The sequence below is a fragment of the Bradyrhizobium cosmicum genome (assembly GCF_032290525.1).
Taxonomy (GTDB): domain Bacteria; phylum Pseudomonadota; class Alphaproteobacteria; order Rhizobiales; family Xanthobacteraceae; genus Bradyrhizobium; species Bradyrhizobium cosmicum_A.
Genome location: NZ_JASXTA010000006.1, coordinates 122660 through 136933 on the forward strand (window position 1 = coordinate 122660; position 14274 = coordinate 136933).

Sequence of the window (14274 nt, forward strand, 5' to 3'; positions counted from 1 at the left end):
GATGATCGACTGTGTCGAGAACCGGCTCCTCACCTCGCGCCGCGGCCTGCTGCTCGGCGGCGCGTCCTTTGCGGCCTGGGCCTATTTGCCGAAGTTCGCGCGGGCGGCGAACGGGCGCGACCCGCGATTGATCGTCGTGATTTTGCGCGGCGCGCTCGACGGACTCTCGACCGTTGCGCCGGTCGGTGATCCCGATTATGCCGGCCTGCACGGCTCGATCGCGCTCGCGGCGGACGGCGCGCATCCCGCCATCATGCTCGATTCCTTCTTCGCGCTGCATCCGGCGATGCCGGAATTTGCGCGCATGTATCGCGACAGGCATGCCGCGGTGATCCACGCGGTGGCGACGCCCTATCGCGACCGCTCGCATTTCGACGGTCAGGACGTGCTCGAGAGCGGCTATGCCGGCCCCGGCCGCGTGCAGTCCGGCTGGCTCAACCGCGCGCTCGAGGCGCTACCGCGCGGCGAGCGCGTATCGAGCGGTCTTGCGGTCGGGCCAACCACGCCGCTGGTGCTGCGCGGCAATGCGCCGACGGTCGGCTGGGCGCCGGCCGCACTGCCGCAGGCCGACGACGACACCGCGATGCGCCTCGTCGAACTGTACCGCCACCGCGATCCGGCACTGGCCTCGGCGCTGTCGCAAGGCCTCCGGCTCGAGAAGGCCGCGAGCGGCGACGACGTGAAGCCCAAGCCGGGCAACGCGGTGGCGCAGATGCGGCAGGTGGCACGCGGCGCCGCAAAGCTGATGGCGGCCGATGACGGTCCGCGCATCGCGGCGCTCGCCTTCGACGGCTGGGACACGCATGCCAATGAAGGCGGTCCGGTCGGGCGTCTCGCCTTCCTGCTCGGCGGGCTCGACGGCGCGCTCGCCGAGTTCGAAAGCGGCCTGGGTGATCGCTGGCGCGACACCGTGGTCGTCGTGGCCACCGAGTTCGGCCGGACCGCGCGGATCAACGGCACCGACGGTACCGATCACGGCACCGGCACGATCGCGCTGCTCGCCGGCGGCGCCGTGAAAGGCGGCCGCGTCATCTCCGACTGGCCCGGCCTCAAGCTCGCGAACCTGCATGAGGGCCGCGACCTCAAGCCGACGACGGACCTGCGCGCGGTGATAAAAGGCGTGCTGCAGGGCCAGTTCGGCCTGTCCGATCGCGTGCTGGCCGAGTCCGTGTTCCCCGACAGCGCGGGAGCGAGGCCGATGAAGGGATTGGTTGTGTAAGCCGTCATTCCGTGCGCCTTGCGGCGCATACCGGAATGACGACATGATTGCCTGAGCATCAGGAGAGACCACGCATGTACATCGCCATGAACCGCTTCCGCGTCGCCAAGGGCTCCGAGTCTGCCTTCGAGCAGGTCTGGCTTTCGCGCGATACCTATCTGGACAAGGTGTCGGGCTTCGTCGAATTCCACCTGCTGCGCGCGCCGGAAGCCGAGGACCACACGCTCTACGCCTCCCACACGGTCTGGGCGAACCACGCGGCGTTCGAGGCCTGGACTAAGTCCGAGGCGTTTCGCGCGGCGCATCACAAGGCGGGCGACAACAAGCCGCTTTATCTCGGCCATCCCCAGTTCGAAGGTTTTGAAGTGATGCAGACGGTCGGACGCGGCGCGAAGTAGCGCCGCGCCGGTTATTGTCTGAGCATGATCTTTTCGGAAAACCGCTTCACACTTTTCCGGATCATGCTCTAGCCCAGCATGACCTTGTCGATCTCCGCCATTTCCTCCGCGCCGAGCTTCCATGCGATCGCCTTCACGTTCTCCTCGATCTGCTCGACGCGGGTAGCGCCGGCGATGACGCTGGAGACCTGCGGGCGGCAGGCGAGCCAGGAGAAGGCGAGCTCGAGCATGCTGTGCCCGCGCGCCTTGGCGAACGCCGTGAGCTTCTCGACGATTGCCTCGTTGCGCGGCGTGACATAGCGGTCGCGCAGTCTCGGAGTCTGGCCGAAGCGGGTGTCGCCCGGCGCGGCCTCGCCCTTCTTGTATTTGCCGGTCAAAAGTCCGCTTGCGAGCGGGAAGAACGGCAACAGGCCAAGCTTGTATTCCGTTGCTGCCGGCAGCAGGTCCTTCTCGATGTCGCGCACCAGGAGGGAATATTCGTCCTGGCAGGAGACGAAGCGGCTGACATTCATCGCGCGCGCGACATACTCCGCTTCCGCGATCCGCCAGGCCGGAAAATTCGAATTGCCGATATAGCGGACCTTGCCCTGCCGGACGAGGTCGTCGAGCGCGCGCAGGCTCTCCTCGATCGGCGTCAGCGGGTCATAATCGTGTTGCTGGTAGAGGTCGATGTAATCGGTCTTGAGCCGCTTCAGGCTCGCTTCCACGGCGTCCATGATGTAGCGGCGCGAGGCGCCCTGCCTGGTTCCGTCTTCGGCCATCGGCTTGGAATATTTCGTCGCCAGCACAATGTCCTTGCGGCGATCGCCCAGGACAGTGCCGAGCACGTTTTCCGAGCCGCCCATGTTCGAATAGATGTCGGCGGTGTCGAACAACGTGATGCCGAGATCGAGCGCGCGATGGATCACCTTGCGTGAGGTCTCCAGATCCGTGCGCTGGCCGAAATTGTTGCAGCCGAGCCCGACCGCAGACACGCGAAGGCCGGAGGCGCCGAGATTGCGAATTTCCATGGGAGATCCTGTCAGATGGGCAGCGCACATTGTGACCACCGTGCGCCGCGCCAGCAAGCTGCTCACCGCGCTGCTGCCATGCTGACGGAGCAGACAAAAAAATGCGGCCCCTGTCAGACGCGGCGACTGACGGGGACCGCTTTGGGGCGCTTGATCGGTGACGGGGGGCCTGATCAGACGCAGGTGCAACTTAATCCCGGAGTGTTACGCGCCGGTGACAGGCAAAGTTATCCACAGGGCCTCTTCGTGAGGCTCAGAATATCTTCCGATAGACGATGAAGCCGGAGCGCTCGGCCACCTTGTCGTAGAGGCGCTGTGCCGTAACGTTGGTCTCGTGCGTCTGCCAGTAGACGCGCGGCGATCCCGCCAGCTTCGCACGCTCGTAGACGCCATGGATCAGCGCCGCGCCGACACCCTTGCCGCGCGCGGCCTCCAGCGTGAACAGGTCCTGCAGATAGCAGGACGGCTCGATCGCGGTGGTGCTGCGATGAAACAGATAGTTTGTCATGCCAAGCAGCCTGCCGTCGCTCTCGGCGACCAATCCGTGCACCGGCTCATAGCCATCGAAAAAGCGCTGCCATGTCACATGTGTAATCTCGGGTGCGAGCGCGGTCGGGCCCGAGCGGCCGTAGAAGGCGTTGTAGCCGTCCCACAGCGGCAGCCATTGATCGTAGTCCTGCTTGGTGACGGAGCGAATGGTGAGCGACATGTGAAATCCCGCGATCGATCGGTGAGGCGTCCTTCATACGTGATGGCGGCCGTTCCGATCAATCGCGCAGTCGCATCACTCGGCGACGCGCAAGTAACGGATCAGCCTGCGGCCCGTCGGATCGCGCAGCGAGCGGTAGTAGTCGGCGCGCGCCGGCGCATCGGTGTGGCGCACGAGGTCGGTCACCGGCGTGTAGCTCAGCATGCGGCCGCCATTGGGCAGCGCGGCGCAGACGAAGCGCAGCACCTCGCCGTTGCGCAAGGCGATGTTGATCGGCGTGGCATCGCCGGTCCGCACCATCTCCATGCGCTGGGCGATGAAGGTGCCGAACTCGTCCTCGGGCAGCTCGAACGCGCCGGTGTCGCGGCCGTGATACATCAGGGCGATGAAGGGCGGCTTGCCGTCGGCCACTTCGTCCGGCAGGGCAAAATAGTCGCGGAACGCACGGTTGATGAATTCGGCGCGGGTCTCGGCATCGAGCAGCACAATGCCGATGTCGACCTGGTCGAGCGCCGCCGACAGCCGCGCGGCGGTGGCGTGGCCCTGGCGCTCGGCGGCAAGCGAGCCGAGCAGCCGCTCGCGCATCAGGCCGGTGATGCCTGCGGTGCCGATCGCCGTCACAGCCAGGAGGCCGAGCCGGACGAGATCCGCCGGCATAAACGAAACGCCGCTGCGGTTGAGGAAGAACAGCGCCGCGCCCGTCACCGCAAGCGCTGCACTGGTGATGGCGGACGAAAAGCCCGACAGCGCGCCGGCGAGCGCTACGATGCAGACGAGCAGCGGTGCGGGCGAGGGGACGGCGACGTAACGGTCGAGCAGGATCGCCAGCAGCAGGGTCGCTGCCGTCAGCACGGGACCGCAGATCGCACGCCATCCGAACCGCATGGGCCTGTCTCGTTCCTCCCTGAACGAGGTAAGGTGGCAACACTGGCTGATTGTTGCGATGACGCAGTGCGAAATCGTGCCGAGCGCTTAAGGGGCGCTTGCTACGGCGCGCCAAGTTTTCAGATGATTTTAGGCCAAGTGTTTTAGGCCAAGTGTTTTAGGCCAAGTGCACGTGCCTGACGCGCTGCTGGAGCGTTGGCGCATTCAGCGTCGAGGTCCCCGAGCTCTTGCGCATGCCGGTGAAAATCAGAAGCGACGCCGCGACCAGGATGGCCGCAGTCAGGGTGATTGCAACGACGACCACAGGTGATTTCATCGACGTCCCATCGCGATGCCGGCCGGCGCGGGCGGCGCGGCACCTTGAAGGCTGGTCCAGGATGAAACGGGGATCAGACCGGCAGACCCATCGCCATGGTCGCCTTGGTCGACAGCACCGTCAGGGTGACGATCAGGCACAGCGAGAGTGCGGCGACGGCGAGCGAGGCCGCGACCGCATTGGTCAGCCGGGAAGACGAAACGGTGGCGGTTTGGCCCTGAAAGCCTGCCGTGCCGGACGCCCGAATCATGGTCTAAATCCTTCAACGTGCGAGCGAATCACCCGCGACGTCGAACAATTTCCCTGTTTCAACCGGCAACATTGCGGCGGCGGCCATGCCGAAAATGGCGGGATTGCGGCAAAGACGTTCCTTATGCCCGCTATTCGCCAGAACGGGGCCGCGCCATCAGGCACCCGCCGCGATGCTGGCGGGGTCGTCGACGTCGGCCGGCCGCCAGTCCATCGGCACGAAGCCGGGCGCGGCCTCCACCCGTTTCAGCCAGTCCCGGACGGCGGGGAATGGCGACAGGTCGAAGTCGCAGCGGTCGGCGAGGTGGGTGTAGCCGTAGAGCGCGATGTCGGCGACGGTGAGCTGCCGGGCCGCGAAATAGGCGTTGGTCTTGAGGTGGTTTTCCATCACCTGGAGCGCGCCATAGCCGCGTTCCATCCAGTCTTCCAGCGAGTGGGTCTGGAGATCGCGGCCGCCCTTGACCAGCGACAGCCAGAAATAGGCGGCACCGATGTTCGGCTCGAGCGCGTGCTGCTCGAAGAACATCCATTGTAGCGCCTCGGCGCGATCGATGCGGTTTTCCGGCGCGAGCGGCGTGCCGACGGCGACGTACCAGAGGATGGCGTTGGACTCGGCAAGATAGCGGTCGTCGCCGACCTCGAGCAGCGGCACCTGGCCCGACGGATTCTTGGTCAGAAAGTCCGGCGTGCGGCTCTCGCCGCGCAGAATGTCCACCTCGATCGCTTCGTAGGGCAGGTTCAACAGGGCCAGCGCAAGGCGGACCTTGTAGCTGTTGCCCGAGCGTTGCATCGAATAGAGCTTGTACATTCTGGGAGTTCGATTCCGAGGATGGGAAGGCGCGGCGCATCCTGCCCACGCGCCGCGGCTAAACAATGATGCCGATGCGAATCCGCCGCAAGGGCTGGCCAATAGAAAAACTCGAAAACCCTACTGCACTGCAATGCCGCGGAAAGATCATTTCCTTGCGACCATGCAACTTGGTTCACGCTTGCGTCAGCGCGCGAAAGCGTCGCCCGACAATTTCAGCTGGCCGTCAGTTTCGCGACGTGTCGAGCGGGCAAAATTGCTCCGAGGACAAGGCTTCCCGGATATGAGCGATTCCGACCGCAAAGTTGCCAATTATTATGGAAAATCGCGCCTGTAAGCGCTCGAATCCCGTAAACTTTTGCGGGATCGAGCCGAAGTTTCTTGCGGCGCAGCGGCACACGTTTTAGGGTGTCGCTATTCCCACAATTGGAGTCGTGAGGCCAAAGGGTTCACGACGCTTGTCAGGAGATGACGATGTCCTTCCTTGCCGCTGCGCTCGACCGTGTGAAGCCGTCCGCGACCATCGCGGTCACGGATAAAGCACGCGCGCTGAAAGCGGCGGGCCGCAACGTCATCGGCCTCGGCGCCGGCGAGCCCGACTTCGACACGCCCGCCAACATCAAGCTGGCCGCGATCCACGCCATCGAAGCCGGCAAGACCAAGTACACCGCGGTCGACGGCATTCCCGAACTGAAGGAAGCCATCATCGCGAAATTCCAGCGCGAGAACGGCGTCACCTACAAGCCGAACCAGATCATCGTCGGCACCGGCGGCAAGCAGGTGCTCTACAACGCGCTGATGGCGACCATCAATCCGGGCGACGAGGTGATCATCCCGGCGCCCTATTGGGTCAGCTATCCCGAGATGGTGGCGCTCGCCGGCGGCGAGCCGGTGCCGGTGGTCTGCACCGCCGCGACCGGCTTCAAGCTCGGGGCCGAGGCGCTCGAGCGCGCGATCACGCCGAAGACCAAATGGGTGATCCTGTGCTCGCCGTCCAACCCGACCGGCGCAGCCTACACCAGGGCCGAGCTGAAGGCGCTCACCGACGTGCTGGTCAGGCATCCGCATGTGTGGGTGATGACCGACGACATGTACGAGCATCTCGTCTACGACGACTTCCAGTTCACCACGGTCGCGCAGGTCGAGCCGAAACTCTACGACCGCACGCTCACCGTGAACGGCGTGTCGAAGGCCTATTGCATGACCGGCTGGCGTATCGGCTATGCCGGCGGCCCGGCCCAGCTCATCAAGGCGATGTCCACGATCCAGTCACAGTCGACCTCGAACCCGTCGTCGATCGCGCAATGGGCTGCGGTCGAAGCGTTGAACGGTCCGCAGGATTTCATCCCCGCCAACAACAAGGTGTTCAAGGAGCGCCGCGACCTCGTCGTCTCCATGCTCAACCAGGCCAAGGGCATCGAGTGTCCGCGTCCCGAAGGCGCGTTCTATGTCTATCCATCCTGCGCCGGCACGATCGGCAAGACTGCGCCGTCGGGCAAGGTGATCGACAACGACGAGACCTTCGTGACAGAGCTCCTGGAAACCGAAGGCGTCGCGGTGGTGCAGGGTTCGGCTTTCGGCCTTGGACCCGCGTTCCGTATCTCCTACGCGACCAAGACCTCGGACCTCGAAGACGCCTGCAAGCGCATCCAGCGCTTCTGCGGCAATCTGCGCTGAGGCTGGCGCGACAAGAATTGCAAAGGCCCGCTTCGGCGGGCCTTTTTTATTGGTGCTTCGACGGGGTCGAGCCGGATGGACTTTGGCCTTGGTGGACATCCTGCCTTGCCCCTCACCCGAATTGCTGCGCAATCCGACCTCTCCCGGCAGAAGGGCGGGGAGAGGTGTTAGCAACGCCGGCGGTCGTTTCGCTTGCACCGTGAGGGACGCACGGCTCTCTCGCTTCCTCGCCCGTTCTTACGGGCAGAGGGTGGGGTGAGGGGCTCCCTCCGCGAATCCGGTTTTGGATCCGTGCGATCTGGTACCCACAAAACTCTTGTGGCATAGACCATGGTGCCGCTTGCAGTGCGCTCTCTCTGCTCGCACCACATCATTCGCCGGAGATATTTCATGCGCCGTCCGTTCTTTCTCGCCGGCCTCACTGCGGCCAGTCTCGTTGTCTCCATCGCTGTTGCCGGCGCGCAGCAGCGGATGGCGCGGGTTGGCGTGCTCGAATGCCGCGGCGGCGCCAGCGTCGGCTTCATCGTGGGATCGGTGACCAATCTCGGCTGCGTGCTGCGCGCCGACGGCTTGCCGGATGACCGTTACGTCGCGACCATCCGCAAAGTCGGTCTCGACATCGGCATCACCCAGGAGACGGCTCTGGCGTGGGGCGTGTTCGCGCCGGTCGACCGGCTCGGCCCCGGCGACCTCTCCGGCAATTACGCCGGCGCGCAGGGCAGCGCCTCGATCGGTGTCGGCCTCGGCGGCAACGTGCTGGTCGGCGGCTCCAACAATTCGATCGCACTCCAGCCGCTCAGCGTGCAGGGCCAGGTCGGCCTCAACATCGCCGCCGGCCTCGAGAGCCTGGAACTCCGTCCGGGCCGTTAACGATTTCGTGTGCGTCGATCGCGCCGTTCAAACCGGCGCGATCACGACGACGCACCGCAGCGACGTTTGATGCTTGCCAAATTGTTGGGACGGGCAGAGCATCTGCACTTGCCGACCCAATCATGGGCCGAGCTCCACAAAAGGAGGCGGCGAATGGGACAAGACGTCAGAAGTCCCCGAGGTCCACGGTGCATCGCGCTGGTGGGCCCATTCCAAAGCGGTAAAACCACACTTCTCGAAGCAATACTGGCGCGAACGGGCTCGATCCCGCGCGCCGGCAGCGTCGATGCCGGAACTTCCGTCGGCGACGCCTCGCCGGAGGCCCGCCATCACAAGATGACCGTTGGCCTCACTGCCGCCACCACGAGTTTCATGGGTGACAGCTACACCTTTCTCGATTGTCCCGGTTCCGTCGAGTTCGCCCACGACATGCGCGCCGCGCTGCCTGCGGTCGACGCAGCCATCGTGGTCTGCGAGGCCGACGAGAAGAAATTGCCCCAGCTTCAGATCATCCTGCGCGAGCTGGAGGAGCTGAAGATCCCGCGCTTCCTGTTCCTCAACAAGATCGACCGCGCCAACGAGCGTATCCGCGAGACGCTCGCGATGCTGCAGCCCGCCTCCCGCGTGCCGCTGGTGCTGCGCCAGATCCCGATCTGGAAGGGCGAGCTGATCGAGGGCTTCGTCGATCTCGCGCTGGAGCGCGCCTTCATCTACCGCGAACACAAGGCCTCCGAGGTAGTCGCGCTCGACGGCGGCAATCTCGATCGCGAGAAGGAGGCCCGCTTCTCGATGCTGGAGAAGCTCGCCGACCACGACGATGCACTGATGGAGCAACTGCTCGAGGACATCCAGCCGCCGCGCGATGCGGTGTTCGACGATCTTGCCCGCGAATTACGCGACGGGCTGATCTGCCCCGTGCTGCTGGGTGCCGCCGCACGCGAGAACGGCGTGCTGCGTTTGATGAAGGCGCTGCGCCACGAGGCGCCCGGTGTTGCGGAGACCGCAAAGCGTCTCGGGGTGCCCGAAAGCAAGGACGCGCTCGGCTTCGTCTTCAAGACGCTGCATTCGCAGCACGGCGGAAAGTTGTCGCTGACGCGGCTGCTCGCCGGCCGTCTCGACGACGGTGCGACCTTGCAATCCTCCTCCGGCGGAGCGGGCCGCATCTCCGGCATCCTCGCTGTCAATGGCGCCTACGACACCAAGCGCGCCGCGGCGGAGGCTGGCGACACCGTGGCGCTCGCCAAAGTCGATCCGATCAAGACCGGTGACACGGTCTCGAGCGGCAAGACCCCGCCGGCGGCGCTCGCCGCGCTCGAGCCGACGCCGCCGGTGCTCGCGATCTCGGTTGCGGCCACCGACCGCAAGGACGACGTCAAGCTTGGCCAGGCGCTGAGCCGGCTGCACGAGGAGGATCCCTCGCTCGTCATCGTGATGAACGCCCAGACCCACGACACCGTTCTGTGGGGACAGGGCGAGATGCACTTGCGCGTCGCCAGCGAGCGGCTGCGCGACCGCTTCGGCGTCAAGATCACCTCGCATCCGCCGGCGATCGGATACCAGGAAACCATCCGCAAGCCGATCGTCCAGCGCGGCCGCCACAAGAAGCAGTCCGGCGGCCACGGCCAGTTCGGCGACGTCGTGCTCGACATCAGGCCGCTGCCGCGCGGCGAGGGGTTCAAGTTCGCCGAGAAGGTGGTCGGCGGCGCCGTGCCGCGCAACTATATCGGCGCGGTGGAAGAAGGCGTCGTCGACGGATTGACGCGCGGCCCGCTCGGCTTCCCCGTCACCGATGTGCAGGTGACGCTGACCGATGGCTCCTATCATAGCGTCGACTCTTCCGACCTCGCCTTCCGCACGGCGGCGCGGGTCGGGCTCAACGAAGGCCTGCCGCAGTGCCAGTCGGTGCTGCTGGAGCCGATCCATGTGGTCGAGATCGTCTGCCCGACCGACGCCACCGCCAAGATCAACGCGATCCTGTCGGCGCGGCGCGGCCAGATCCTCGGCTTCGACACCCGCGACGGCTGGAGCGGCTGGGACTGCGTCCGCGCCATGATGCCGGAAGCGGAGATCGGCGAGCTCATCGTCGAGCTGCGCTCGGCGACGGCCGGTGCCGGCAGCTTCACCCGTCAGTTCGACCACATGGCCGAAGTCACGGGGCGCGCCGCCGACCAGATCATCGCCGCGCACCAGCACGCGGCGTGATGTAAGGGAATCACGCTGAGAGCACTACCCTCTCACTCCCTCTCCCCGCGAAGAGCGGGGAGAGACTAAGGGCTTGCGTTCGGCCTCAGATGATGTATTTTACATCATTGTACATAGCTCAGATATCACTTATAAGTTTTGATACGTGAGGCCAAGGTGATCACGTCGTTCCAGATGCGGGCAGCCCGGGCGCTGCTCGGCATTGACCAGAGAACCCTGGCCGAGCTTGCGGGTGTTTCGCTGCCGACCATCCAGCGGATGGAGGCTTCCACCGGCAACGTTCGCGGCGTGGTCGAGACCTTGATGAGGGTGGTCGACGCGTTCGAGCGGGCCGGCGTCGAGCTGATCGGCGAACAGGCGCGCAGCGAAAGCGGCGGACGCGGCGTTCGGCTGAAGGAGCCGGGGCCGCCGCGCCGGGTGGGGGCGTGATCCTGCGATGGTCATGCTCGAAAGCAGGCTGAACTAACGCACCGTCGCGCCGAAGCACGCGGCCGCACGATGCATCGGAGCGTTGTGGGGCAGCGGAGCACTTTGCTGAAATGAGCATCACGGGCGAACACGCGGGCAAGCTGGGCCGGCTTCGTCAACCGACCTTTACCGAACTCTATCTTCCCAAGCTCGTCACCGTCTGGCGCGAGGGCTACGGCGTCGCGGATTTCCGCGCCGACGTCTTCGCCGGCCTCACGGTCGCGATCGTCGCGCTGCCGCTGTCGATGGCGATCGCGATCGCCTCGGGCGTGACGCCGGACCGCGGGCTCTACACCGCCGTCGTCGGCGGCTTCATCGTCTCGCTGCTCGGCGGCAGCCGCTTTCAGATCGGCGGGCCTGCGGGCGCCTTCATCGTGCTGGTCGCGGTGACGGCGGAGCGGCACGGCGTCGACGGCGTCATCCTCGCCACCATGATGGCGGGCCTGATCCTGATCGCCGCGGGCCTGTTGCGGATCGGCACCTACATCAAGTTCATTCCCTATCCCGTCACGGTCGGCTTCACCGCCGGCATCGCCGTGATCATTTTCGCGAGCCAGCTCCGCGATCTCGGCGGAATCGCGCTGGTTGGGAAGGAGCCCAGCGAGTTTGTTCCGAAACTCGTCGCGCTCGCCGGGGGCCTCAACACAATCAATCCGTCCGCGGTTGTCGTCGCGATGGTCAGCATTGCCATCATCGCCGCGTTGCGGCGCTGGCGGCCGTCCTGGCCTGGCATCCTGATCGCGGTCGTGCTCGCGGCAGTCGCGTGCGCTGCATTGTCGCTGCCGGTCGAAACCATCGGGTCGCGCTTCGGCGGCATTCCGCGCGAATTGCCGTCGCCGGCCTTGCCGGCGTTCTCGTTCGCCAAGGTGCAGGCGGTGCTGCCCGACGCGATCTCGTTCGCGTTGCTCGCCGCAATCGAATCGCTGCTTTCGGCGGTGGTGGCCGACGGCATGACCGGTCGCCGTCATCGCTCCAATTGCGAGCTGGTGGCACAGGGCGTCGCCAATATCGGCTCGGCGCTGTTCGGCGGCATCTGCGTCACCGGCTTGATCGCGCGCACCGCCACCAACATCCGCGCCGGCGGCCGCGGGCCGCTCGCCGGCATGCTGCACTCGGTCTTTCTGCTGCTGTTCATGCTGATCGCGGCGCCGCTGGCGAGCTACATCCCGCTCGCCGCGCTCGCCTCCGTGCTCGTGGTGGTGGCCTGGACCATGGCCGAGAAGCACGAATTCGCCACGCTGCTGCGCTCGTCATGGGGCGATGCCGTCGTGCTGCTCGCGACCTTCCTGCTCACCATCTTCCGTGATCTGACCGAAGGCATCCTGGTCGGCTTCGCGCTCGGCGCGGTGTTGTTCATCCATCGCATGGCGGAAATGACGGGCATCGAGGAGCGCTCGCCGCTGGTGGCGGACGACCGTCCCGATGATGGCAACGGCGAACGCATGCCTTACGATCCCGCGCTCGCGGTCGACCGTGACGTGCTGGTCTATCGCATCACCGGAGCGTTCTTCTTCGGTGCTGCATCCGCAATCGGAAACGTGCTCGACGGCATCGCCGACCAGCGCAAGGGTCTTGTGGTCGACTTCGCCGGGGTGCCGTTCCTGGATTCGACCGCGGCCAACGTGCTCGGCCGCGTCGCCGTCAAGGCCCGCCGCCAGGGCGTCCGGCTGTTCATCACGGGAGCGTCGCCCGCGGTTCGCCGCGCATTGCTGACCCATGGCGTGACGCCGCCGCGCGCGCGCTATCGCGAGACGATCGAACGTGCGGTTGCCGACATCAAGGCCGGCGCGGCGCGGGCCCGTGATCGGTGAGGGGGGCACGACCTGACGTCGAGCCCCTGCCGAGGCGTCGCGCGCTTGACAGAGCCGGCGGGACGCGAAATGGATCGCCCTCGGACACACGACCCGAGGAATAGATGATCGCGCCCAAGACGCCCGCAGCCTGTCTGATCGGATGGCCGGCCGCGCATTCGCGCTCGCCGCTGATCCATCACTACTGGCTGCGCACGCTCGGGATCGAGGGCGGCTACGTCATCGAGGCCGTGCCGCCCGATGATCTCAGAGATTTCGTGCTGCGGCTGCCGCTGCGCGGCTTCGTCGGCGCCAACGTCACCATCCCGCACAAGGAGGGCGTGCTGGCGCTGTCGATGCCCGATGGGCGCGCGAAAGCCGTGGGCGCGGCCAACACGCTGTGGTTTGCAGACGGCGAGCTGCGCGCGACCAATACCGACGTCGAGGGTTTCATCGGCAATCTCGATGCCGGCGCGCCCGGCTGGGACAAGGCGGACGAGGCGCTCGTGCTCGGTGCGGGCGGCTCCTCGCGCGCGGTCGTGTTCGGCCTGCTCGAACGCGGCGTCAAGCGTATCCATCTCGCCAATCGCAGCATCGCGCGGGCCGAGACGCTTGCAAGACAGTTCGGACCGAACGTGCATCCTGTTACGTGGGACGCGATCGGGGATGTGCTGCCGCGTGCAAAACTTCTCGTGAACACGACGTCGCTCGGCATGCACGGCCAGCCTTCGCTCGATGTGGACGTCGCGCGCCTGCCGCAAGCGGCCGTCGTCGCCGATCTCGTCTACGCTCCCCTGGTGACGCCGCTGCTGGCGGCTGCGCAGGCGCGTGGCCTGAAGACCGCCGACGGGCTCGGCATGCTGCTGCATCAGGCGGTGCGCGGCTTCGAGCTGTGGTTTGGCCAGCGGCCGCAGGTCACGGCCGAATTGCGCGCACTGGTCGAGGCCGATCTCACAAAGACTTGAGAGAATAGCGCGTAATCTCCGGAGTTCTATGTCCGTAGGGACCATAGGGACCATAGGGACAATCGGAGACCACCATGTCTGTTCAACGTGCAACTTTCACACGTCCGCTCATCGCCGTCGCGATGGTGGCCGTCTCGACCCTCTCGGCACTTGCGCAAAGGGCGCCGGTGCCAACGCGCGTGCGCGGCACGATTGAAAGCGTCAATGGTGACACGATGCAGGTCAAGTCGCGCAGCGGTGAGGACGTCAAGCTCCACATCGCTCCCGACGTGAACGTCTCCGGCATTACCAAGATTTCACTCGCCGACATCAAGGCCGGCTCGTTCGTCGGTGCCACCACCGTGCCGGGCCCGGACGGCGCCGCGAACGCGGTCGAGGTCCACGTGTTTCCGGAAAGCATGCGCGGCACCGGCGAGGGCTCGCGGCCCTACGACCTCAAGCCCAACTCCAGCATGACCAACGCGACAGTGTCGGAGAGCGTGGTCGGCAATGACGGCCATACGCTGCTGGTGAAGTACAAGGACGGCGAGAAGAAGGTGTTCGTACCCGACAATACGCCCGTGGTGACCTTCGTGCCCGGCGACAGATCCGACCTGAAGGCTGGCGCTAAAGTCATCGCCTTCATGAAGCAGCTGCCGGACGGCTCGTTCGAGACCAACCGCGTCAGCGTCGGCCGCGACGGCCTGACCCCGCCGATGTGAGGTGTCA

16 protein-coding genes are annotated in these 14274 nt (G+C 65.7%); 10 read left to right on the forward strand and 6 right to left on the reverse strand.

Translation table 11 applies throughout. From position 1 onward, the window contains the following. Position 1 precedes the first annotated feature (1 nt). Positions 2-1219, forward strand: a complete 1218-nt coding sequence (locus QSV46_RS13235; RefSeq protein WP_314951379.1) for a DUF1501 domain-containing protein — start codon at positions 2-4, stop codon at positions 1217-1219. A 74-nt stretch (positions 1220-1293) separates the two neighbouring features. Beyond that, the gene (locus tag QSV46_RS13240) at positions 1294-1617 is read left to right on the forward strand and encodes an antibiotic biosynthesis monooxygenase (protein WP_314951381.1); all 324 of its coding nucleotides are present in this window, start codon (positions 1294-1296) and stop codon (positions 1615-1617) included. Between the two features lie 68 nt (positions 1618-1685). Here QSV46_RS13240 and QSV46_RS13245 read toward each other — a convergent pair whose 3' ends face one another. The 6 genes from QSV46_RS13245 to QSV46_RS13270 form a co-directional block, all read right to left on the reverse strand. Beyond that, positions 1686-2627, reverse strand: a complete 942-nt coding sequence (locus QSV46_RS13245) for an aldo/keto reductase (protein WP_314951384.1) — start codon at positions 2625-2627, stop codon at positions 1686-1688. Between the two features lie 253 nt (positions 2628-2880). Further along, positions 2881-3336: a GNAT family N-acetyltransferase gene (locus tag QSV46_RS13250; RefSeq protein ID WP_314951386.1), complete on the reverse strand. Its 456-nt coding sequence runs from the start codon at positions 3334-3336 to the stop codon at positions 2881-2883. Between the two features lie 75 nt (positions 3337-3411). Continuing rightward, positions 3412-4221, reverse strand: a complete 810-nt coding sequence (locus QSV46_RS13255) for a PAS-domain containing protein (RefSeq protein ID WP_314951390.1) — start codon at positions 4219-4221, stop codon at positions 3412-3414. Positions 4222-4378: 157 nt separating this feature from the next. After that, the gene (locus QSV46_RS13260; RefSeq protein WP_314951393.1) at positions 4379-4537 is read right to left on the reverse strand and encodes a hypothetical protein; all 159 of its coding nucleotides are present in this window, start codon (positions 4535-4537) and stop codon (positions 4379-4381) included. Positions 4538-4610: 73 nt separating this feature from the next. After that, positions 4611-4787 carry a hypothetical protein gene (locus tag QSV46_RS13265; RefSeq protein ID WP_212484302.1) on the reverse strand — a complete coding sequence of 59 codons (177 nt, stop codon included), beginning with the start codon at positions 4785-4787 and terminating at the stop codon, positions 4611-4613. 156 nt (positions 4788-4943) lie between these two features. Next, complete coding sequence (locus tag QSV46_RS13270) at positions 4944-5594, reverse strand: glutathione S-transferase family protein (protein WP_314951398.1); 651 nt, start codon at positions 5592-5594, stop codon at positions 4944-4946. Between QSV46_RS13270 and QSV46_RS13275 the strand changes: the two genes are divergently transcribed. The 8 genes from QSV46_RS13275 to QSV46_RS13310 all read left to right on the forward strand — a co-directional run bounded on the left by QSV46_RS13275 (position 5587) and on the right by QSV46_RS13310 (position 14267). After that, on the forward strand, positions 5587-5931 hold the full coding sequence (locus tag QSV46_RS13275) for a hypothetical protein (RefSeq protein WP_314951401.1): 345 nt from the start codon (positions 5587-5589) through the stop codon (positions 5929-5931). The two genes, QSV46_RS13270 and QSV46_RS13275, sit on opposite strands and share 8 nt — an antisense overlap. 137 nt (positions 5932-6068) lie before the next feature. Then, positions 6069-7271: a pyridoxal phosphate-dependent aminotransferase gene (locus QSV46_RS13280; RefSeq protein WP_314951404.1), complete on the forward strand. Its 1203-nt coding sequence runs from the start codon at positions 6069-6071 to the stop codon at positions 7269-7271. Between the two features lie 390 nt (positions 7272-7661). Further along, entirely contained in the window at positions 7662-8141 is a 480-nt protein-coding gene (locus QSV46_RS13285; protein ID WP_314951407.1) for a DUF992 domain-containing protein, read from the forward strand. 153 nt (positions 8142-8294) lie between these two features. Next, positions 8295-10343 carry an elongation factor G gene (locus QSV46_RS13290; protein ID WP_314951410.1) on the forward strand — a complete coding sequence of 683 codons (2049 nt, stop codon included), beginning with the start codon at positions 8295-8297 and terminating at the stop codon, positions 10341-10343. A 156-nt stretch (positions 10344-10499) separates the two neighbouring features. Beyond that, positions 10500-10772 (forward strand): helix-turn-helix domain-containing protein, encoded by a 273-nt coding sequence (locus QSV46_RS13295; RefSeq protein ID WP_314951412.1) that lies wholly within the window; start codon positions 10500-10502, stop codon positions 10770-10772. A gap of 110 nt (positions 10773-10882) precedes the next feature. Next, a complete protein-coding gene (locus QSV46_RS13300) occupies positions 10883-12622 on the forward strand; it encodes a SulP family inorganic anion transporter (RefSeq protein WP_314951414.1) in 1740 nt (579 codons plus the stop codon). 104 nt (positions 12623-12726) lie between these two features. After that, the gene (locus tag QSV46_RS13305; RefSeq protein WP_314951416.1) at positions 12727-13566 is read left to right on the forward strand and encodes a shikimate dehydrogenase; all 840 of its coding nucleotides are present in this window, start codon (positions 12727-12729) and stop codon (positions 13564-13566) included. A 74-nt stretch (positions 13567-13640) separates the two neighbouring features. Continuing rightward, complete coding sequence (locus QSV46_RS13310; protein ID WP_314951418.1) at positions 13641-14267, forward strand: hypothetical protein; 627 nt, start codon at positions 13641-13643, stop codon at positions 14265-14267. The last annotated feature ends 7 nt before the right edge of the window (positions 14268-14274 follow it).

Excerpts from the sequence above, each read along its gene's own strand:
- QSV46_RS13235 (WP_314951379.1), top strand. The coding sequence starts at position 2 with ATGATCGACTGTGTCGAGAACCGGCTCCTCACCTCGCGCCGCGGCCTG.
- QSV46_RS13240 (WP_314951381.1), top strand. The coding sequence starts at position 1,294 with ATGTACATCGCCATGAACCGCTTCCGCGTCGCCAAGGGCTCCGAGTCT.
- QSV46_RS13245 (WP_314951384.1), bottom strand. The coding sequence starts at position 2,627 with ATGGAAATTCGCAATCTCGGCGCCTCCGGCCTTCGCGTGTCTGCGGTC.
- QSV46_RS13250 (WP_314951386.1), bottom strand. The coding sequence starts at position 3,336 with ATGTCGCTCACCATTCGCTCCGTCACCAAGCAGGACTACGATCAATGG.
- QSV46_RS13255 (WP_314951390.1), bottom strand. The coding sequence starts at position 4,221 with ATGCGGTTCGGATGGCGTGCGATCTGCGGTCCCGTGCTGACGGCAGCG.
- QSV46_RS13260 (WP_314951393.1), bottom strand. The coding sequence starts at position 4,537 with ATGAAATCACCTGTGGTCGTCGTTGCAATCACCCTGACTGCGGCCATC.
- QSV46_RS13265 (WP_212484302.1), bottom strand. The coding sequence starts at position 4,787 with ATGATTCGGGCGTCCGGCACGGCAGGCTTTCAGGGCCAAACCGCCACC.
- QSV46_RS13270 (WP_314951398.1), bottom strand. The coding sequence starts at position 5,594 with ATGTACAAGCTCTATTCGATGCAACGCTCGGGCAACAGCTACAAGGTC.
- QSV46_RS13280 (WP_314951404.1), top strand. The coding sequence starts at position 6,069 with ATGTCCTTCCTTGCCGCTGCGCTCGACCGTGTGAAGCCGTCCGCGACC.
- QSV46_RS13285 (WP_314951407.1), top strand. The coding sequence starts at position 7,662 with ATGCGCCGTCCGTTCTTTCTCGCCGGCCTCACTGCGGCCAGTCTCGTT.
- QSV46_RS13290 (WP_314951410.1), top strand. The coding sequence starts at position 8,295 with ATGGGACAAGACGTCAGAAGTCCCCGAGGTCCACGGTGCATCGCGCTG.
- QSV46_RS13300 (WP_314951414.1), top strand. The coding sequence starts at position 10,883 with ATGAGCATCACGGGCGAACACGCGGGCAAGCTGGGCCGGCTTCGTCAA.
- QSV46_RS13305 (WP_314951416.1), top strand. The coding sequence starts at position 12,727 with ATGATCGCGCCCAAGACGCCCGCAGCCTGTCTGATCGGATGGCCGGCC.
- QSV46_RS13310 (WP_314951418.1), top strand. The coding sequence starts at position 13,641 with ATGTCTGTTCAACGTGCAACTTTCACACGTCCGCTCATCGCCGTCGCG.